The 18,200-nt window shown below is 56.3% G+C and carries 20 protein-coding genes and 1 pseudogene; 9 read left to right on the forward strand and 12 right to left on the reverse strand.

Annotated features, from left to right (window positions below; translation table 11 throughout):
- Nucleotide 1: 1 nt before the first annotated feature.
- The 4 genes from BLO97_RS16905 to BLO97_RS16920 form a co-directional block, all read right to left on the reverse strand.
- On the reverse strand, nt 2-685 hold the full coding sequence (locus BLO97_RS16905; RefSeq protein WP_092346919.1) for an amino acid ABC transporter permease: 684 nt from the start codon (nt 683-685) through the stop codon (nt 2-4).
- A complete protein-coding gene (locus BLO97_RS16910; RefSeq protein WP_092346922.1) occupies nt 682-1,338 on the reverse strand; it encodes an amino acid ABC transporter permease in 657 nt (218 codons plus the stop codon). The genes BLO97_RS16905 and BLO97_RS16910 overlap by 4 nt, the downstream gene beginning before the upstream one ends.
- Nucleotides 1,338-2,126 carry an amino acid ABC transporter ATP-binding protein gene (locus BLO97_RS16915; protein WP_092146180.1) on the reverse strand — a complete coding sequence of 263 codons (789 nt, stop codon included), beginning with the start codon at nt 2,124-2,126 and terminating at the stop codon, nt 1,338-1,340. Before BLO97_RS16915 ends, BLO97_RS16910 begins: the two co-directional genes overlap by 1 nt.
- A 75-nt stretch (nt 2,127-2,201) precedes the next feature.
- Nucleotides 2,202-3,071 (reverse strand): substrate-binding periplasmic protein, encoded by an 870-nt coding sequence (locus BLO97_RS16920; RefSeq protein ID WP_063323026.1) that lies wholly within the window; start codon nt 3,069-3,071, stop codon nt 2,202-2,204.
- Between the two features lie 158 nt (nt 3,072-3,229).
- Here BLO97_RS16920 and BLO97_RS16925 point away from each other — a divergent pair, with 158 nt between their 5' ends.
- The gene (locus tag BLO97_RS16925; protein WP_238992549.1) at nt 3,230-4,258 is read left to right on the forward strand and encodes a GlxA family transcriptional regulator; all 1,029 of its coding nucleotides are present in this window, start codon (nt 3,230-3,232) and stop codon (nt 4,256-4,258) included.
- A 30-nt stretch (nt 4,259-4,288) separates the two neighbouring features.
- Here the strand turns inward: BLO97_RS16925 and BLO97_RS16930 are convergent, their stop codons facing one another.
- Together BLO97_RS16930 and BLO97_RS16935 are read right to left on the reverse strand one after the other, a co-directional pair.
- Nucleotides 4,289-5,227 carry an AraC family transcriptional regulator gene (locus tag BLO97_RS16930; protein ID WP_092346926.1) on the reverse strand — a complete coding sequence of 313 codons (939 nt, stop codon included), beginning with the start codon at nt 5,225-5,227 and terminating at the stop codon, nt 4,289-4,291.
- Nucleotides 5,228-5,251: 24 nt separating this feature from the next.
- A complete protein-coding gene (locus BLO97_RS16935; RefSeq protein WP_092347016.1) occupies nt 5,252-6,085 on the reverse strand; it encodes an oxidoreductase in 834 nt (277 codons plus the stop codon).
- 28 nt (nt 6,086-6,113) lie between these two features.
- Here BLO97_RS16935 and BLO97_RS31980 point away from each other — a divergent pair, with 28 nt between their 5' ends.
- The 6 genes from BLO97_RS31980 (at nt 6,114) to BLO97_RS16960 (ending at nt 11,128) form a co-directional block, all read left to right on the forward strand.
- On the forward strand, nt 6,114-6,239 hold the full coding sequence (locus BLO97_RS31980) for a hypothetical protein (protein ID WP_256571999.1): 126 nt from the start codon (nt 6,114-6,116) through the stop codon (nt 6,237-6,239).
- A 44-nt stretch (nt 6,240-6,283) separates the two neighbouring features.
- Entirely contained in the window at nt 6,284-6,799 is a 516-nt protein-coding gene (locus tag BLO97_RS16940) for a sigma-70 family RNA polymerase sigma factor (RefSeq protein ID WP_092347019.1), read from the forward strand.
- The gene (locus BLO97_RS16945; RefSeq protein ID WP_092346929.1) at nt 6,786-7,769 is read left to right on the forward strand and encodes a DUF4880 domain-containing protein; all 984 of its coding nucleotides are present in this window, start codon (nt 6,786-6,788) and stop codon (nt 7,767-7,769) included. Before BLO97_RS16940 ends, BLO97_RS16945 begins: the two co-directional genes overlap by 14 nt.
- Before the next feature lie 123 nt (nt 7,770-7,892).
- Nucleotides 7,893-10,265 (forward strand): TonB-dependent siderophore receptor, encoded by a 2,373-nt coding sequence (locus BLO97_RS16950; RefSeq protein ID WP_092346931.1) that lies wholly within the window; start codon nt 7,893-7,895, stop codon nt 10,263-10,265.
- 269 nt (nt 10,266-10,534) lie between these two features.
- On the forward strand, nt 10,535-10,819 hold the full coding sequence (locus tag BLO97_RS16955; RefSeq protein ID WP_092346934.1) for a type II toxin-antitoxin system RelE/ParE family toxin: 285 nt from the start codon (nt 10,535-10,537) through the stop codon (nt 10,817-10,819).
- Between the two features lie 3 nt (nt 10,820-10,822).
- Nucleotides 10,823-11,128 (forward strand): HigA family addiction module antitoxin, encoded by a 306-nt coding sequence (locus BLO97_RS16960; protein ID WP_025211727.1) that lies wholly within the window; start codon nt 10,823-10,825, stop codon nt 11,126-11,128.
- A gap of 121 nt (nt 11,129-11,249) precedes the next feature.
- On the opposite strand, the gene BLO97_RS16965 is transcribed toward BLO97_RS16960, so the two are convergent.
- Nucleotides 11,250-12,731, reverse strand: coding sequence for a hypothetical protein (locus BLO97_RS16965; protein WP_092346937.1), 1,482 nt, complete (start codon nt 12,729-12,731; stop codon nt 11,250-11,252).
- Nucleotides 12,732-13,219: 488 nt separating this feature from the next.
- Here BLO97_RS16965 and BLO97_RS16970 point away from each other — a divergent pair, with 488 nt between their 5' ends.
- A complete protein-coding gene (locus BLO97_RS16970; protein ID WP_092346940.1) occupies nt 13,220-13,492 on the forward strand; it encodes a hypothetical protein in 273 nt (90 codons plus the stop codon).
- 31 nt (nt 13,493-13,523) lie between these two features.
- On the opposite strand, the gene BLO97_RS31040 is transcribed toward BLO97_RS16970, so the two are convergent.
- The 5 genes from BLO97_RS31040 to BLO97_RS31045 all read right to left on the reverse strand — a co-directional run bounded on the left by BLO97_RS31040 (nt 13,524) and on the right by BLO97_RS31045 (nt 17,274).
- Nucleotides 13,524-13,814 (reverse strand): hypothetical protein, encoded by a 291-nt coding sequence (locus BLO97_RS31040; RefSeq protein WP_139197697.1) that lies wholly within the window; start codon nt 13,812-13,814, stop codon nt 13,524-13,526.
- A gap of 229 nt (nt 13,815-14,043) precedes the next feature.
- Nucleotides 14,044-15,078 (reverse strand): hypothetical protein, encoded by a 1,035-nt coding sequence (locus tag BLO97_RS16975; protein WP_092346943.1) that lies wholly within the window; start codon nt 15,076-15,078, stop codon nt 14,044-14,046.
- A gap of 169 nt (nt 15,079-15,247) precedes the next feature.
- On the reverse strand, nt 15,248-15,715 hold the full coding sequence (locus BLO97_RS16980; protein WP_092346946.1) for an Imm6 family immunity protein: 468 nt from the start codon (nt 15,713-15,715) through the stop codon (nt 15,248-15,250).
- 82 nt (nt 15,716-15,797) lie between these two features.
- Entirely contained in the window at nt 15,798-16,538 is a 741-nt protein-coding gene (locus BLO97_RS16985) for a hypothetical protein (protein WP_092346949.1), read from the reverse strand.
- Nucleotides 16,539-16,821: 283 nt separating this feature from the next.
- Nucleotides 16,822-17,274, reverse strand: coding sequence for a hypothetical protein (locus BLO97_RS31045; RefSeq protein WP_139197698.1), 453 nt, complete (start codon nt 17,272-17,274; stop codon nt 16,822-16,824).
- 194 nt (nt 17,275-17,468) lie between these two features.
- On the opposite strand from BLO97_RS31045, the pseudogene BLO97_RS16990 reads away from it, so the two are divergent.
- Nucleotides 17,469-18,197: pseudogene (locus BLO97_RS16990) on the forward strand (IS4 family transposase); the annotation flags it as partial.
- Nucleotides 18,198-18,200: the final 3 nt, after the last annotated feature.

Here is an 18,200-nt window from a genome sequence, read left to right on the forward strand (position 1 = left end):
TTCAACCTCGAATGGTTTTGCGCCCGCGAGAAAATCGTGCTTCCAGCGCTCGCGACAACAGAGAAAGAGGGAAAGCGATGACGAAATAGAACAACCCCACCAGCAGGAAAACATGCATCGGCAAAAAGGACTCGGACGCGATGGCGCGGGCCGCCAGCATCAACTCATCGGTGGCGATCAGGGCGCACAGGGAGCTGTCCTTCAGAATCGACACGTAGGCATTGAGCAACGGCGGCAACATGCCGCGAATGGCTTGTGGAAAGATCACGGCGGTGAAGGCTTGCAATGGCGTCAGGCCGGTGGCGATGGCCGCCTCACGTTGGCCGCGATGCAAGGAGTCCAGTCCGCCGCGCAGGATTTCCGCGACGTAGGCCGAGCCCTGCAAGCCCAGGCCGATGGCCCCGGCCCAATAACCCGACAACGTCAGCCCGAGGCTGGGCAGGGTGAAATACAGCGCCAGCAGCAACGCCAGGAGCGGCACCGCACGCATCCCATGAATGAAGAACACCGCCGCATGCTTGAGCCAGACGCTGTGGCTCTTCATCGCCCAGGCCAGTAACGCGCCCAACATCGCCGCCAGGGCGAAGCCTGTCAGGGACAGCTCGGCGCTGACCCGTGCGCCGAGTAGCAGGCGAGCACTCCAGTCGCTCCAGTATTCCGGGTATTGCTGGAAAAAACTGATCATCGCGCCGCCCCCAGATGACGTTCAAGTCGGATGAACCCCACGCCAATAGGCAGGATCATCGCCGCATAGATGCACATCACCGCCAGATAAATCAGCGAGGTCTGGAACGTGGAGGTCACAAGATTGCGGGCAAGGAACATGATTTCCGGCACGGCGATGGCCGAGGCGATGGACGTGTCCTTGATCAGTTGCGTGACATAGTTGGCATACGCCGGCAACGCAATGCGCAGGGCCTGGGGCAAGAGGATGTAGCGCAGAATCTGCATACGGTGCAGGCCGATAGCCTGCCCGGCTTCATGCTGGCCAACGTGCAGCGACTGCAAGCCGGCTCGGAAAGTATCGGCCAGCACTGCGCTGCCTACCAGGCTCAAACCGACGATGGCCGCCAGCCACGCGGGCAGATTGATTCCCAGATAGGACAGCCCAAAGTAGATCAGAAACAGGTGCGCCAGCGCCGGCACATTGCGCATCCATTCAATGAAACAGGCGATGGCGCCGTGTACCAGTCGTGATCGGCTGAACGTCAGTAAAACCGCCAGCACCAGACCGCCCACGCTCGCCAGCACTAAGGTGCAGAGGGCGATTTCCAATGCGCTCATTGCGCCTTTGAGGAGCAAGGGCAACAACCCGAGGAAAGCTTCCAGGTTCGCCATCAAGCGCTCTCCACAGCCATGCGCCCAAGAAAACTGCGGGTACGTTCGTGACAAGGGTTATCGATCACTTGCCTCGACGGCCCCTGTTCGACAATGCGCCCGCCGTCCATGAAGATCACCCGATCCGCCACATCGCGGGCAAACCTCACTTCATGGGTGACCATGATCATGCTGCGGCCCTCTTCCGCCAGCTCGCGAATCACGGCCAACACTTCGCCCACCAGCTCGGGATCCAACGCCGAAGTCGGTTCGTCGAACAGAATCACTTTTGGTTGCTGGGCCAAGGCGCGGGCGATGGCGACCCGCTGTTGCTGCCCCCCCGACAATTGCTCGGGATAAGACTCGGCCTTGTGCCGCAGATGGACTTTTTCCAGCATCGCGTCGGCCAACTCATACGCCTGCTTGCGCGGCATCCCCTGGGCCTTGATGGGGCCGAGTGCGACGTTGTCGCGAACGTTCAAGTGCGGCCACAGATAGAACAACTGGAACACCATGGCGATCTCGCGGCGCTGCGGCGCCATTTCTCGGTCGCTCATCAGCCGCGAACGCTGGCCATCCCTGACCTGACCGATCAACTCGTCTCCCAACCAGATCTCGCCACTGGTGGGTTTTTCCAGGTAATTGATGCAGCGCAGGCAGGTGGACTTTCCAGATCCGCTTGGGCCAATCAGTGACAGGGTTTCACCGGGTTTCAACTCCAGGCTGATGCCCTTGAGCACCTCCAGAGCGCCATAGTTCTTGTGGAGTTCGTGCACACGCAGCAACGCCGCACCGGATGGGTTCGACATGTTGGCTCACCTCTTATTGTTGTAGGCCTGGCGATGAGTCGTGCCGGTGTCTGGACCCGCCCCATCGCCTCACACTTACTTGCAGCCGGGCAGTGTCCAGTCCGCTGGACGATCGACGCCCAGGCGCAGGTCCTTGCCTTCGGGCATGAACCAGACATCCTGAGTCAGGCCGTAGCGAGCGCCGATCTTGCGCATCTCACAGTTTTTCCAGAGCGTCTGAATCTGTGCGTTGACCGCCGTTACCAGTTCCGGGCTGGCCTTGTTGAAGCCGAACACCACCTGGCCCAAGCCAGTCAGCAGTGGGAAATTCGGATCGTTGTCGACAAAGGCGTTGAAATGCAGGTGCCATTGCTCATTGCGGGAAATGGCGTATTGCATGACCGGTGGATCGCCGATCACCGCATCGATGCGTCCGGCGAGCAGATCGCGAACGGCCGCATCGGATGTGTCATAAAGGGCGACTTGCAGGCCATCGATCTTGCGCATCTCAGGGATGAACGAAAAGCCGGTGATGGTGCCGACTTTCTTGCCTTGCAAATCCTTGAGGCTGTTCCAGTTGGTCTTGTCCGTCTGGGTAATACCGTTCTTGAAGTAGTGAATAGGATCGCTCAAGGTCATGATTTTCGAGCGTTGCTCGGTCCAGCCCATGGTGCCGGCCATGACATCCACTCGCTTGGACTGCACCGATGCGATCGTCCCTGACCACTCCATTAATGCCGGTTTGACCTTAAGGCCCAGCTTTTCAGAAATTTGTTGAAGGATTTCACCGTCATAGCCGACCATCCGACTATCTTGATACCCTGTTCCTGGCATATCACCACTGAAGGCGATGGTCAGGCTTCCCGGCTCTACTGTCTCCAATGCGAACACCGGCGCCGCAGCCAGCACGGACACCAGAAACCCGGCACAAATACCGGAAAAACGCTTAACTTTGGACGTCTTCATCGGATGCTCCTCGATAGTTTTCAGGGTGGCAGCGGAACGTTTCGCATGGGCCCATCGTAGTGGGAGCGGCGGTATAACCAGTTGGATGCTTTGCACGAATGATTGAACATTTGCGACATTCTGGCGGCACAGAGCCTGTAGCCCCCCAGGAAAGCCTCGTGGACGGGCTCGATCATGGGCAGGCGCGTCATCCCCCCATGCGCCGCGGCACCGCCGAGTTGTCTATTGGCATCATGTTGTGGCCACGCTTCCCCTTGCTGTCACTGTCAGGGCTGACCGATGCGCTGCGGCATGCCGCCGATACGGGTGATCAAAGCCGCCCCATACGCTGCCAATGGAAAGTACTCGGCACGCCCGGGCAAAGAGTCATTTCCAGTAGCGGACTGGACGTACCGATCGACAGTGAACTCACTGACCCGGAACGTTTCGACTACATCGTGGTGATTGGTGGATTGCTCGATTTCATCGAGGCGGTGCCGAAAACCTATCCCGCGTTCCTCCACCAGGCCGCCGCCGCACAAGTGCCGTTGATCGGCCTGTGCACCGGCAGCTTCGTGCTCGCGCGACATGGCCTGATGGAGGGGCGAACGGCGTGTGTCCACGCCTATCATGGCGACGACTGGAAGCACCGGTTTCCCACGTTGCGCTTTGTCATCAACAGAGACTTTCTGATCGACCGGGACCGGATTACCTGCGCTGGCGGTGTTTCAGTTATCGAGTTAGCGCTTCATCTGATCGGCATGCATTGCGGGCCGGATCGTGCCGGCAAGGTTGTGCATCAGATGACGGTGGCAAAGAACACGTCCAACAGTTTCGTCGACCGACGCAAGGCCCTCGGATACGCCAGTTCATCCAATCGTCGGCTACATGAAGCCGTGATGTTGATGGAAAAACACATGGCCCACCCCCTCGATATCGAGGCCATTGCGCATCTGCTCGGCACCAGCAAACGACAGTTGGAACGCCTGTTCGTCGCTGAAACCAACAGCAGCCCAGCCCAGTTCTACCGCCAGGTCCGACTCAGGTTTGGCAGATGGCTGCTGGTGAGTTCCGATCGCCAGATTGGCGAGATCGCCTTTGAATGTGGCTTCGCGGATGCACCGCATTTTATTCGGCACTTCCAGAGCATGTTTGGCCTCTCCCCGGGAAAGTTACGCAAAGCCTTGATGCAACAAGAAGGGAAGTAACGCCGCACGGCTTCAACCGTGTCGTCAGTGCTAATGCGACGACACATAAATGGACGGCGTGGCAGGCGCCGGCAATGCATAGGTCGCCTTCATCCACTCCACCTCAGCCTGGGGCGTTCGCCCAAACAGGCGCTTGAACTCGCGGCCAAATTGCGAGGCGCTTTCGTAGCCCACGCTGAACGCCGCCGTCGAGGCGTTCATGGCGTTGCGCAGCATCAACAGTCGCGCCTGGTGCAGGCGCGTCGACTTCAGGTATTGCATGGGCGAGGCATCCGTCACGCTGCGAAAGTGCACGTGGAAGCTGGGCACGCTCATGTTGGCTTCGCGGGCGAGCGCCTCGACATCCAGGCGCTCCTGATAGCTGCTGTGAATCTTGCGGATCGCGCGGGTGATCTGGCCGAAGTGGCCCTGGCGACTCAGCGCCGCGCGCATCGAGCCGCCCTGTTCGCCGGTGAGGATGCGATAGTAGATTTCCCGCACCAACGACGGTCCGAGAATGGCCGCGTCACCCGGCGTGCTCATGGCTTCCAGAAAGCGCAGCGTCGAGGCGTACAACCCATCATCCATGGGCGAGGCGTACATGCCCTTGGGCGGGGCATCGCTCGGGCCGAGCGCTTCGTCTACCTGCAGTATCAACTCGCTTGCCAGTTGCAGGTCCAGGCGCATATACACCGCCAGCATGGGCTCCGCTTCGCTGGCGTCGGTTTCCATGGTGAACGGCACGGGAACGGACACAACCAGATAATGCCGGGCATCGTAGACGTAGAGGTCATTCCCCAGGTAGCCGCGCTTGCGCCCTTGGCACAGGATCACGATACCGGGGTCATACAGGACCGGCGTGCGGCTCAATGGCCGGTTCGAGCGCAGGAAACGTACGTCCTCCAGGGCGCTGAGGTTGTAGCCTTCCACCGGCGCCAGCCGCTCCATCAACGCCACCATGCGTGCGGTATGCGGATCAGCCTGGGTCATCCAATTCTCCTTTCCACGGGTCGCTCAGCCGTCGGTCGAACGGGTCAGCGCTTCCCATTGAGCGATCTCGCTGGCGGCCCGACTGAGCTTATCGCGCACCAGGCTCAATGCATCGCTGCCCAGCAACAGATGGGCGGGCGGCGTCGGGCTGGCGATCACCTGCAACATCGCCCGCGCCGCCTTGTGCGGGTCGCCGAGTTGCTTGCCGCTTTTTTCCTGGCGCGCCTGGCGAACCGGGTCAAAGCTGGCGTCATAGTCGGCAATGCTGCGCGGGGTGCGCTGCATCGAGCGCCCGGCCCAGTCCGTTCGAAACGAACCGGGCGCAACGGCCGTCACGAAGATATTGAACGGTCGCAGCTCCTTGCTCAGGGTATCGGAGATCCCTTCCAGGGCGAACTTGCTCCCGCAGTAGTACGCAATGCCCGGCATCGTGATGGTGCCCCCCATCGACGTGATGTTAAGGATATGCCCGGCGCGGCGCCGGCGGAAATAGGGCACGAAGGCCTTGGTCACCGCCACTGCGCCAAACACGTTGACGTCGAACTGGCGCCGCAGCTCTTCCAGCGGCGATTCTTCGAAAATGCCCTCGTGGCCGTAGCCGGCATTGTTGACCAGCACGTCGACCGGGCCGTGGGCGGCTTCTGTGGCGGCGACCACGCTGTCGATTCGGGCGAAGTCGGTGACATCCAAAAGAACACCGTGGGCCCGGTCGGCAGACAATTGCTCGAAGGCCCGCAAGGCCGCCTCGCTGCGCACGGTGCCGATGACCCGGTGGCCGGCCGCCAGCGCTTCCTTGGCCAGGGCGTTGCCGAAACCACTGCTCACGCCGGTGATGAAGAGGGTTTTTATGCGGTGCATGGCGAACTCCTGTCGGTAGGTGTGCGCCATGGTAGCCACCAGCCTGCGGGCCACCTATGCCGGTTTGCCTCGCAGCCTTGCCTATTCCTATCAGGCAAAGAACACCGTGGCGAACGCCAGGGTCGGCAAATTTGCCCTGGGGTCCCGGGCCTGAATATAATGCGAGTCATTATCAATTATGTAGTTTCCGGGATGCTGATGCGCAGCAACGACACACTGGGTGATGCCAATCTCGCGCTGCTCTATCGCAGCCACCATTCCTGGCTGCACAGCTGGCTGAGCCGGCGCATCGGCTGTCACGAGAGCGCAGCGGACCTGGCGCAGGACACGTTCGTGCGTCTGCTCAAATCCCGTCAATCAGGCCCTTTGCGCGAGCCCCGAGCCTACCTGAGCAGCATCGCTCGCGGCCTGATGATCGATCGGTATCGCCGTCGCGAGCTCGAACGCGCCTACTTCGAGAGCCTCGCGCTGCTTCCTCCTCAAGAGGCCCCCTCTGAAGAAGAACGCTTGCTGATTCTTGATAGCCTCGAACGGATCGACCGCCTGCTCGACCAGCTCAAACCGAGGGTTCGCGAGGCTTTTCTACTTGCCCAGCTCGACGGCCTGACCTGCCTGCAAATAGCCGAAAAATTGTGCGTTTCCCGTTCTACGGTTGAACGCGACTTGGCCAAGGCCCTGCAACACTGCTATCGCTTGCGTTATGCCGAACAGTAAGGCGCAAGCGCTGGATCCGGCGGTGGTCGACCAGGCGATCCACTGGCTGGTGCGCCTGCGCTTCAATCCTGCCGATGAGCAAACCCAGCGCAGTTTCGAACACTGGCTGCAGCAGCGCCCGGAACATCGGTTAGCGTGGCAGCGTGTGGAAGCGCTTGGCGATGACTTCGCCGGCGTGCCACCTGATTTGGCCCGGCACACCCTCAAGGGCGCCCGCTCAGGCATGCATCGGCGCCAAAGCCTCAAGCTACTGGGTGCATTGGCCACCTTGGGTGGTGCGACCTGGCTGGGCCGCGACTACACACCGCTGCCGGCCATGCTGGCCCAGCAGCACAGCAGAACCGGCGAGCGGAAGCGCTTCCAACTCGATGATGGCAGCCTTATCCAGCTCAACAGCGACAGTGCGGTCGACAGCTATTTCAATGCTCAGCGGCGCCTAATCGTTCTGCGGCGCGGCGAAATCATCGTCAATACCGGCGCCGATGCGGGCTCGGCTCAACCGCGTCCTTTCTGGGTACAAACCCGCGACGGATTGATAAGCACTCTGAATGCCCGGTTCCTCGCGTATGAGCGTGACGACGGGACCCTCATCGCGGTGCAGCGCGGCGCAGTCAGCGTCTTTCCTGGATCCAGCCAAACCCTTACAGTCAACAACACCGTCCAGGCCGGCAATCAGCGGCTGTTCACCTCGGATGGCGTTCGTGAATTCAAGGATAACGGCCTGGATGTATGGAGCTGGAGTGACGGGGTGATCAGCGCACGCAATATGCGCCTCGGTGATTTCATCGGGGCCTTGTCGCGCTATCGCCCCGGCCTGTTGCGCTGCGCCGAAGAGGTCTCGGGCCTGCGGGTTTCCGGCACCTTTCAACTCGCCGACACCGACCAGGTACTGGCATTGGTTGCGCAGTCACTGCACCTGCGGATTGATTATCGAACCCAATATTGGGTGACGTTGAGCGCCGCCAGCTAAGTATTTTCTTCGCCGCCTATCAACATCAAATAAAAATGAGGTGATTTCTCATTCTCGTTCGGCATGTAAGAAAAGGCCGACCTACAGGCCGATCTGCCGATCCCCTTTCCACGGAGCGAGTTAATGAGTGCGTCCCCGGTTCCCCAGCGTCATCTACTGAATCGTGCCATCCACGGTGCGATCTTCGGCGTCATCGTCAGCAGCTATGCGCTACCCACCCTGGCACAGCCCTCGACCGTTGAGCAAACCCACCAGGTGCACCAGTGGAACATTCCCGCCGGCCCCCTGGCACCGGCGCTTGACCGCTTTGCCCGCGAGGCGGGTATCAGCCTTTCCTTCGATGCTTCAAGCGTAGCGAACCGCAATACCCGGGGCGTGAGCGGCACACTCGATACGTCCGAAGCCCTGTCGTCATTGTTGCAGGGGAGCGACATGGCGATACAGCAGCAAGGCCCGAACGCTTACTTGCTGACGCCGCAAACCAAGGCTGATGCCGAACTCGAGGAGTATCGCCTTGCGCCCATCCTCGTCAACGCCAAGGCCAGGGTCGATGGCACCGAAGACCCCAACTCGGTGGTCGCCCAGGAACTCTGGGTCGGCGGCAAGGTGGCCACCAGCATCCTCAATACGCCCGCCTCGGTGTCCGTGGTGACCGACAAGGAAATGAAGCAACGCAGCGTGAGCACGACCGAAGAACTGCTGCAATACACGCCAGGGGTCATTACCGACTATTACGGCACTGACGACCGCAACGATTACTTCCAGATCCGCGGCTTCCAGGCCACGACCTATCGGGACGGCCTGACCCTGGGTTCGATGCGCGGCGTGCGCGAAGAGCCTTTCGCCTATGAGCGCGTCGAGGTTATACGCGGCGCCAACTCGACGCTGTTCGGCCCGGCCGACCCGGGCGGCTCGGTGAACTTTGTCAGCAAGAAGCCGCGCTTCGACAAGTTCGGCCAGGGCTACGTCACCTACGGTTCTTTCGACCATGTCGAAACCGGCATCGATGTCGGGGACTCGTTGAACGAAGAAAAAACCGTGGCCGGTCGCTTCACGGCAAAGATGCAAGACAGCGATCGCGAGTACGACCATTCACGGGATGACAACAAGTTCTTGATGGGCGGCCTGACCTGGTCACCCACGGACTTCACCTCGGCCTCGGTGATCGTGGATTACCTGAAAACCCAAAGCTCGCCCAACAGCGGCGGTTACCCGCTGGACAAGGAATACGACCGTGACAAGTTCTACGGCGAGCCCAGCTACAACTTCCACGATGTCGAACGTACCAACATCAGCGGCACCTTCAGCCATGATTTCGACAACGGCTTCGTGCTGCGCAGCAACCTGCGCTACAGCAAACTGACCGATGATTTCGGCTATGTGTTCCTCAGCGACTCCCCTACCCGCACCGGCACTACCGTCCCGCGTTATATCTTCGGCACTGACAGCGACGCCGAGCAACTGAACGGCAACTTGATGCTGCAATACGATGCCCGCTTCGAAAACATCGACAGCAGTACGTTGGTGGGCGTGGAGTATGGCGATTCTTCCACCGAGGAACGCTCCGTCTATGCCACGACAGGCTCCATCGACCTGGCCAACCCGGTGTTCACGGGTGTGCCCAGCGGCGTAGCGCCGTATAGCAACGACAAGCTCGACACAAAAACCAAGGCCGTGTTCCTGCAACAGAACCTGTCCTTCTATGAGCGCTTTATCGTCACCGCCGGTGTGCGCAACGACTCGCTGGATCTGTCCAATACCGACATCAACAACGTAAAAGAGTCGGATAACTTCTCCGAAACGTCCTATCGCGGCGCACTGACCTATATCGTCAACGACGAAGTGTCCACCTACGTCAGCATGGTCGAGTCGGTCTCACCGCCAACGGTGGGTGTAGTGCCGAAGACAGGCACGCAATATGAAGTGGGGGTGAAATATGCGCCCATCGGTATGGACGCGCTGTTCTCGGCAGCCGTCTACGACCTGACCCAGGAAAACGTCAGCATCGCCGTCGTACTGCCCAGCGGTGTCATCGAGCAGCAAACCGTTGGCGAATCACGTGTGCGCGGCCTGGACCTGGAAGCCAAGGCTGAGCTGACCCCCAACCTGAGCCTGGTGGGCGGCTACTCCTACATGGAGTCCGAAGTGTTGCGTGGTACGTTGTACGACGGCAGCTCACTCAAAGGAAATGAGTTCGCCACGGCCCCCAAACACTCCGCGTCGCTGTGGAGCTATTACAACATCCCCGACACCGATGTCAGCGTTGGCCTGGGCGCGCGTTATGTGGGTTCCTATTACTTCGACGCCGCCAACACCGGCACCAGCGATGGCACGACACTCTTCGATGCGGCCTTCAACTACAAACTCTTCAAAGGCACTGACCTGGCGGTTAACGTCAGTAACCTGCTGGATGAGCAACATGTGGTTGGTTCAGGGACTGCGAACTACTACAACCCGGGCCGTGAAGTCACCGCTAAGTTGAGTTACAACTGGTAAAGAGTTGGCCGTTCATGATGGGGCGTCGGCTTGATGCGGGTCAGTCATCGAGCGGCGAAAACCGTCGGAGGGGTTCAAACCCTCCGACTTCAAAAAATTAATCATCGAAAATCATGCACTTAGAGAATATTCAACTGCCACTTTGTATCTGAATAGTTGGTTCTGAAGCGCAAGGGGCTGAGCCTGCTGACAGAAGGTCCCAACAACCAGTTGAGTATCCCAGCAAACGATGTAGACTCGCTTTAACGCATAACGTTAAGCATTAAGAGATGATAAGAAGCTTCAGATGCGCCGACACCCAAGCTCTTTTTGAAACCGGCAAAACCCGGCGCTGGGCAGCCATCCTTTCAGTGGCAGAACGAAAGCTGGGCATGCTCGATGCTGCGGTCGATCTCAACGACCTGCGCTCTCCTCCTGGAAACAGGTTGGAGCAGCTGTATGGCGACAGGGAAGGCCAGCACAGCATCCGGGTTAACGGTCAGTACCGGATCTGTTTTGTCTGGGGCGCCAACGGCCCCGAAAATGTAGAAATCGTAGATTATCACATGAGGTGAATCATGTTTAAGAATGGCATGAGACCCGTACACCCTGGAGAAATTCTCAAAGAAGAGTATCTGGAACCGCTTGGCCTTACCGCAGCTGCGCTTGCAAGGGCATTGCACGTTTCTGCCCCCACCGTAAATGACATTGTCTTGATGCGCCGTAGCATCAGCGCCGATGTTGCTTTGCGCTTGGCCGCCGCATTGGAAACGTCAGCGCAGTTTTGGCTGAATCTGCAGACTGCGTATGATTTACGTACAGCTGAGATTGCTAAAGGGGAACAGATTCACAGGGAAGTGGAGAAGGTTCCTCACTGCGCATAACCAGCACAAAACAGAAATTTGAGCCCAGCAAAATAGCTGGGCTTTTTGTTGGGCATACAAAGACACCACGCGTTTGCCGCAAGCGCTTTTTGCGCCAGGACGATAAGTGACTAGCGTCAGCCTATATACCTGGCCCCATCACGCGAGCTGGCAACCTGACCAGCCGATCCCAACCCTCGGCACTGATCCCGGAACAGTTCAGCAACGCCAATGTGTGCAGCGGCAATTGCTCCAACACCGGCACTGCGGCTGAGGTAATCCGCGATTCCCCGGGATCTGCCGAAATCGTCAGAGCACTCAACGGCAGCCGAGCAAGGTGGGCCACCCCAGCGTCGGTGAGCCAAGGGCTGTCATACAAACCCAGGCGCCGCAGCGGCAGATCACGCAAGCAGGCCAGATCGGCATCGCGCAGATCCAGGCCGCTTATTTCAAGTTGCTCCAACGGCAAGCCCAACTCGACGAGCTTGCGCAGAACCTTGCCATCCACGCCGCGACAAAAGCTGAGATTCAGTCGCTTCAGTGGCAGGCCAGCGAGTTGTTTCAGTTCCTTCCAAGTGAGGTCGTTCAATGACAGGTCCAGGGACTCCAACTCCAAACCGCGCAGATCGCTCAACGTATCTGCATCGATGCCTTGCACATCGGAAAGCCCCAGGCGCTTGAGTGGAAAACTGTGCAGCACATCGAGCCGCTCGATGACTTGCCGTGAAGATTTGAGATCCAGGTCGGCGAGCGGCATGCCCTCCAAAGCCTCAAGATCGTCCTCGCCAACATACGAAGACGAGAGCAAAAGCCGTTCGATGGGCAGCCCCGCAATGGCGTGAAGCGTGGCGTCCGTTGCGTAACATTGATCCAGGCTCAGGGAGCGCAATGCGCTCAGGCGGGAGAGCCATGCAGGGTCCTTCAGGATTGCGCTGCTCCAGCCGAGGGACAGTTGCTCAAGGGGGTGACTGCATAAATGCGCCATCCCACGGGAAGTCAGCTCGCCGACGCGTTCCATCGTGAGTGACCGCAACTTGAGGTTTGACAGCCCGAGAAGGCCATCGTCGGTGACGTCATCGCATCGGTTCAGCGACAACTCCTGCAGCGGGCTATTGCCAAGGTGTTGAAGAATCTTGTCGTCGAAGTCTTCGCCGTAGGTGCTTAACGTCAGCCGGCGCAGCCGTTCGAGGGAAGGCAGGCTGGTGGCGTTATCGTCTCGGGAGAATCCGCTGATTTCCAGGTTCTCGAGAGCGAGGCCGGGCAAGCGCCGCCATACACTTTGATCGCAGCTGAAGCGTGGGCTGTTGAGCACCAGCGTGCGCAAGGGCAGCCCAGCCAGGGCATCGCACCACGCCGGCTCGGCGTTATCCAACTCCAGATGATCGACCGGCAGGTTGCGAAGCTGCGCCAGCAATGGTCCGGGGCGATTGGTATGTGCCGTGGTGTTCAATTGAGCAATCACGACGTTAGCCGCCGGATCGCACAGCCCCGCCGCAACGCGTACTCCCTCCACTGACGCCTCTCCGGCGTCGAGCAGATCGCGATAGAGCGACGCTCGCGCGGCAATGTCATCGGGGTTATCGGCGAGTTGGGCGATCAGCGCATTGCGGGTGGGGTTGTGCACGGTCTGTGAGTCCGAAGTGGGCGAGCGCTGGGCAGGCTGCGAAAGAGAAAAGTGGCCATAAGGGAAGCATAAAAAAGAGCCTCGCTGAAGAGGCTATTGAGACGGAAAACGAGATCCCCCGGCCTTGCTCCGAATTACAGATTTCTAGCAGGAGATCAACGACGGCGCCCCTCTGGACAGCTCACCCACCTAAAGGCTGTTCAAATCCCCTGTGGCGAGGGAGCTTGCTCCCGCTGGGCCGCGCAGCAGCCCCTTCTGTGAACGCTCCGCACCCAAGCGGAAGCAAACCCTAGCCACCGTTGGCAGCCCAAAACCAACGTAACGAAATACCACCGCTGACAGGCTAAACGTCCTACATCAAGCTCGGAAAGCGGCGTCTTGTAGCACCCGGACAAGGCGGCCTATATTCCGTCGTCGTCCTAATGGCGACTCGGGTTTGGCGACCCTATTAACGAGGTAGCTCCTTTCAATTGAATGAGGTACTACCCATGAACCGATACATGCCCATCACCGGCATCGACTGCACTCCCGCCACCCTGCTCATCGACACCGAAGCCCCGCTCGACGTCCTCTTCGAAACCGCCGACTACCGCATCCGCACCGTGACTCAACTGCTGGAAAACATCGCGTTCCGTTCGGAAATCAACTCTGACACGCTGATGCTCTCCGACCTTTGCAAAATGCTGACGATATCGCTGCGTGATGGGTGTGATGTGATGGATGTGATTGGGAGACGGTTGCGGGCGCAGGCGGCTGAGTAAATGAAAACGGGCGACCTTGGGGTCGCCCGTTTCACGATCCGTTAGAGACATTGCCACTGCCGCCATCGATGATGTGGTGAAGGACTGGAAGCGCTAGGGAGTCAATCTGCCAGATTGGTCGATAACCCAATGCCCCCCATTTAAGCGGGACAGCATTGGTTTTATTTGTGGCCATAACGTAGTCCCGACCGCCGGGAGCGACTACATCCATCTGCTGCGATGAGCTGTGGCGCAGTTCGTCAAGAACTGCGCCACAATTGCGCAAAATCTCCTCAAACAGCGCCAACACAACCATGCCTTCGCCACGACCGGAATCGATCACGGTTCCCAAGACCTCGGCACGCCGATCAGCGTCAGAACTGAGCGCAAAAAAGGGACGGATTATTTATCACGAGCAAGCCAGTAAGCCCACGCTCTCTACACATTATAAATAAATCCGTCCCCTTTTCGTTGACTACTCCTTAGGTATACAGATACAGAATTAGCAACGAAAACAACCGAAAATATTATGGAGGACCACATCCTCATATAAACGCGTCTCAAATCTTAAGTCAGAAACTGAAACGGTCCTCAAATACTGTCTGGGCCCCTATTTTGACGACACATTGCCGTGCCACCTCGACGGGTACTACCTTGCCTAAAACCGGCATCATGGCCTTGTAGAACACCTTGTCACAGGCTTCATCTTTGCTAAACGGTTGGGCTTTGCCCTCAGCGTCCGCAGTAATGTGGCAGCCCGCTACTAAATCAGCTGGCAGGTCTTTAAAGGCGACAGGCTTTTGAGTAGTGCCCGCCTGCGCCTCGATCATTTCATTGCAACCACCGGTTACGGCCCCTTCCTTAACGGTTTTTACAAAAGCAACGCGCTCGTAATCGGTACCGCTGAAAACAGTCTGGTCGTTGACGCTAACGCGATACTGCGAAGGCTGGAGCATGATGGATTTGATGCAGAACTGTGTCGTGACCGGCTGATTATTCACCGAGGCCGTTGCCGACTTGCAACCCGGGACTGCGTTGGCGAAGCCACCGTTTTGTGCGCTACCTACGACAGGAATACGCTCCTGAGGCTGCGTGATGTCATAGGCTTGCAGTTCACAACCCCCACCCACAAACTGGAGTTCCACCAGATAAACCTTGCCCTTCTCCGGCGTGAAAATGGTGCTGATCGGACCGCAACGATAGCCGCGGTTGATACTTTCGCCGGTGGCGTAACCCGATACCTCGAATGGCTGATCGGGATCAGCTTGCACTTCCAACTGAGGGAAATGCTTCAAGGTCGCGCTGTGGGCCGTTTCGTTAAGCTTGGCAATCCAGCCGAACACTTTGCCGCGACCGGAATCCACTACTGTCCCCTGCACATCCATACGCCGGTCTGGGTCCGACGCTCGCCTGATTGCAAATTCCACCGGGACGACATTGCCCGTCGCTTTCATGATCACCTTGGCGTGCTGCGCATCGACGACAACCTTTTTCTGCTGGAGTTGGATACCGTCGCGAAGCAGGTTAGGAGAAGAGTCCCGGACGTTGGACTTGCAGCCGGATAACGTCAGAATCAGGCCAAAAATTAGCAGCGTTGTTTTCTTCATGAATGCTCCAAGCGCATCATTGATACTTAAAAAGGAAACAGAAAAAATTCTTATGCATCAGCAAGATAAATAAACCAGGCAAAAAAGGAACAGATTTATTTTACAATACCGAGCAAGCCAACAAGCCTGTTATCTCTGCGCTCACAAACTAAACCTATCTTCTTTTCGCTTAAAGCTCAGCTTCAGCAGATAGATAAACACTCAACACACCAGACAAACCTATCCGACCAATATAGTCAACTATATATACAGTGGAACTCTCGTCCGCCTCACATATTGACTCAGACATTTGCTCTTGTAGCCCTGCAACCTTGTAGGCCTTATTAGCAAAAAAACCGACCACCAACAAAATCAAAATCAAACTATTTTGCTCTACGCTTTCAGATGCAAAATTTTCTTCTGCCAACGGTCCGCTCTGCATTTCCTCGGAGTCTAGGTAAGATGCTAACTCACCCGCACTGACCTCTCGATTAGACAGCCATAGCCAACATCTATCAACCGCCTCCTGACATTTTTCTTGGGTACCGCCCGCCGAGTCAAGATTACGTAGAGCATAATCAAGCAACAAAAGAAAAATTGAGGCTTTCTTCACCCACATCATACTGACAATGACCTTAAGAGCCTCTTTATTGCCCATTAACTATTATCTCAGCTTCGAAAAAAGGTGACAGATTTATTTATAAACCGAGCACAATCAATAAGTATGTTCCCTCTGCACATCACAAAATAAACCAGTCCTTTTTTCGAAATAAAATCTGCCTGAGAGCGCGTTGCTTTTCTAACGTTGAATCATCAGAAAAAACCTCATCAGAGGTTACCACTTTAAAAAACCTGCCACACTCATAAACTTTAACCCCCTGACGTTCCAATAACGAAATACTGACAAGTCTATCCACACCAACTCTGTCCCAGAACAGATTACCCAGCCACATAGTACTTCCAATTGCCTCAATATATCCTTGCCTGGGCACGTTACGGCCAGGATTCCCTGATATATCAACTTCCATCTGATCCAATGGAGGAGGCAACTCATTAGATCTCATTGGAAGACCTGAAAGAGAGCGACCTGAGCCTTCATACTCTAGAGGGTCTGTAGCGTTCTGCCAAAAATCATATTCAACATCAGAAACCCATGCCTGAATAAAACCTTCCACGCAGAGAAACGGCTTTATTTTCTCTTCCAGTTCAGTATTGTTATGGCTCTCTAATTCTTCTAGCACCAAAAAGCAATAACCCAGGGCTGGAAGCAACCCGAATCGGATCTCAAACCCACCAGACACCAAACCACTAGACCATGTTTTTTGCAGTATTTTCTTTTCAAGTGCTTTTATATCAGCCTTAATCCCATGCAGAAAAAATACCGCAGGAGAGGAAAACTTATTTAAAACTTCTTCAACCAAGACAAGCATCTGCAAGCCACTGATCGACTCGACATCAAAAACAAACTTGAACCGCTTCATCTTTTAAGGCCTCACTTGAACTCTTTAACAATCACCTTGACATTATATTCACCAGAGAAAGGGGATTTATTTTAAAACACCGAGTAAGCCAACAAACCCACTCCCTCTGACCTCATGAAATAAATCTGTCCCCTTTTCGGATCCGCGTGATCAAACATGTTCGTAAAGTCTACGGTTGCCACATCCTTGGCCAACTGAGTACTCAGAAGTCCCGTCGCGGCATCACGACTCTGCGAAATGCTTCCTACAGCGTTTGCAGTGGTTTTTTACCTAGTTGTAAATCTTAATCAATAGACTCTATTTGAAACACCAAAGTAGAAAAGTCTATTGCTTCAGTACCTCCACTACATTCCAAATTTATTATGCGACCTTCCTCACTGATTACCATCCCTGCATTTCCAACCCAGGCCTGAACAATGTCGTTCGCACGCCATACATTCCAAATTTTTAATTCGCAATCTGTTTTGGATAGCACCGAAAAAAAAACAGACTCCGGGCTAGTATCTTCCCATAGAATAATTTCAGAGTGACGCTGGTCATTCACCTCCAGTTCACCTCTTACTACTTTTAAACGTAAACCAGCTACAGGCGGCATGGATGACTTCAATCTTCGAGCCAAAAAATTGCTTCGACCTGCTTTAATTTTTTTTTGAAAGATCGGGTACACAAGACGCTCACCTACTTGAACAGGTGCCCCTCGTGTACGTTGAAAAGCTGAAGAAAGCGTTTCCGTCATTTCTTAGTATCCTGGTTTTCTGTATGGATCGACAGCGGCGTGGTCTTGCGGCCAACGAGGAACAAAGTCTTTACCACCATCCCGTGTAAAAAAGGGGACTGTAAAAAAGTGGACAGATTTATTTTAGAACACCGAGCAAGCCAATAAATCGACTATCTCTGCATCTTATAAAATAAATCTGTCCCTTTTTCGCCATTGTGGCTGACGCAGGTTTTCGCCGGCCATGGATCAAAGCCGTCGAGGCGCAAGGCTGGTATTACGTGGGACGCGTGCGTAACCGGGATCTCTACCGAGCCGACGCAGACACTTGGCTACCCGTTAAAAACCTCTACGCTCTGGCATCGTCCTCACCGAAGTCATTGGGGCGGATCGAGATGACCCAAAGCGCTCCGCACATCATTCATCTGTACTGCGTCAGGCATTCGGCAAAAGGTCGCAAACACCAGCGTGTCACCGGATCAATCGCCAAAAACAAACTCAGCAGGCAATCGGCCAATCGTGAACGAGAGCCCTGGTTATTGGCTAGCAATCTGCCGGAGGATCAATGGAATCCATCGAAAATCGTGGCCATTTACAAACAGCGCATGCAGATAGAAGAAGGCTTCAGAGATGTAAAAAGTGAGTATTTTGGCGTAGGCGTCACTCGCCATCGGAGTCACTGCCCACGCCGAATCGAAGTACTTTTGCTGATCTCGGCTCTGGCTAATTACATCATTTGTTTAACGGGGTTGCAGGCCCGCGAGGCGGGGCATGAGCGCCGTTTTCAAAGCAATAGCCTTAAACGCCGACGAGTGTTATCGCTATGGCGGCTGGGCTTGGAATACTGGCGTAGCGGACGCGGCTCAAACTCTCGAAAAACTTTGGAGAGACTTGAGCACGCGTTGCGAGCAGAGGTACATCAAGAGGCGCAGACATTGGAATAGATT

This window comes from Pseudomonas sp. NFACC05-1, from assembly GCF_900100135.1.
GTDB lineage: Bacteria > Pseudomonadota > Gammaproteobacteria > Pseudomonadales > Pseudomonadaceae > Aquipseudomonas > Aquipseudomonas fluorescens_Q.

Excerpts from the sequence above, each read along its gene's own strand:
- BLO97_RS16905 (WP_092346919.1), bottom strand. The coding sequence starts at position 685 with ATGATCAGTTTTTTCCAGCAATACCCGGAATACTGGAGCGACTGGAGT.
- BLO97_RS16910 (WP_092346922.1), bottom strand. The coding sequence starts at position 1,338 with ATGGCGAACCTGGAAGCTTTCCTCGGGTTGTTGCCCTTGCTCCTCAAA.
- BLO97_RS16915 (WP_092146180.1), bottom strand. The coding sequence starts at position 2,126 with ATGTCGAACCCATCCGGTGCGGCGTTGCTGCGTGTGCACGAACTCCAC.
- BLO97_RS16920 (WP_063323026.1), bottom strand. The coding sequence starts at position 3,071 with ATGAAGACGTCCAAAGTTAAGCGTTTTTCCGGTATTTGTGCCGGGTTT.
- BLO97_RS16930 (WP_092346926.1), bottom strand. The coding sequence starts at position 5,227 with ATGACCCAGGCTGATCCGCATACCGCACGCATGGTGGCGTTGATGGAG.
- BLO97_RS16935 (WP_092347016.1), bottom strand. The coding sequence starts at position 6,085 with ATGCACCGCATAAAAACCCTCTTCATCACCGGCGTGAGCAGTGGTTTC.
- BLO97_RS31980 (WP_256571999.1), top strand. The coding sequence starts at position 6,114 with ATGGTAGCCACCAGCCTGCGGGCCACCTATGCCGGTTTGCCTCGCAGC.
- BLO97_RS16940 (WP_092347019.1), top strand. The coding sequence starts at position 6,284 with ATGCGCAGCAACGACACACTGGGTGATGCCAATCTCGCGCTGCTCTAT.
- BLO97_RS16945 (WP_092346929.1), top strand. The coding sequence starts at position 6,786 with ATGCCGAACAGTAAGGCGCAAGCGCTGGATCCGGCGGTGGTCGACCAG.
- BLO97_RS16950 (WP_092346931.1), top strand. The coding sequence starts at position 7,893 with ATGAGTGCGTCCCCGGTTCCCCAGCGTCATCTACTGAATCGTGCCATC.
- BLO97_RS16955 (WP_092346934.1), top strand. The coding sequence starts at position 10,535 with ATGATAAGAAGCTTCAGATGCGCCGACACCCAAGCTCTTTTTGAAACC.
- BLO97_RS16960 (WP_025211727.1), top strand. The coding sequence starts at position 10,823 with ATGTTTAAGAATGGCATGAGACCCGTACACCCTGGAGAAATTCTCAAA.
- BLO97_RS16970 (WP_092346940.1), top strand. The coding sequence starts at position 13,220 with ATGAACCGATACATGCCCATCACCGGCATCGACTGCACTCCCGCCACC.
- BLO97_RS16975 (WP_092346943.1), bottom strand. The coding sequence starts at position 15,078 with ATGAAGAAAACAACGCTGCTAATTTTTGGCCTGATTCTGACGTTATCC.
- BLO97_RS16980 (WP_092346946.1), bottom strand. The coding sequence starts at position 15,715 with ATGGGCAATAAAGAGGCTCTTAAGGTCATTGTCAGTATGATGTGGGTG.
- BLO97_RS16985 (WP_092346949.1), bottom strand. The coding sequence starts at position 16,538 with ATGAAGCGGTTCAAGTTTGTTTTTGATGTCGAGTCGATCAGTGGCTTG.
- BLO97_RS31045 (WP_139197698.1), bottom strand. The coding sequence starts at position 17,274 with ATGACGGAAACGCTTTCTTCAGCTTTTCAACGTACACGAGGGGCACCT.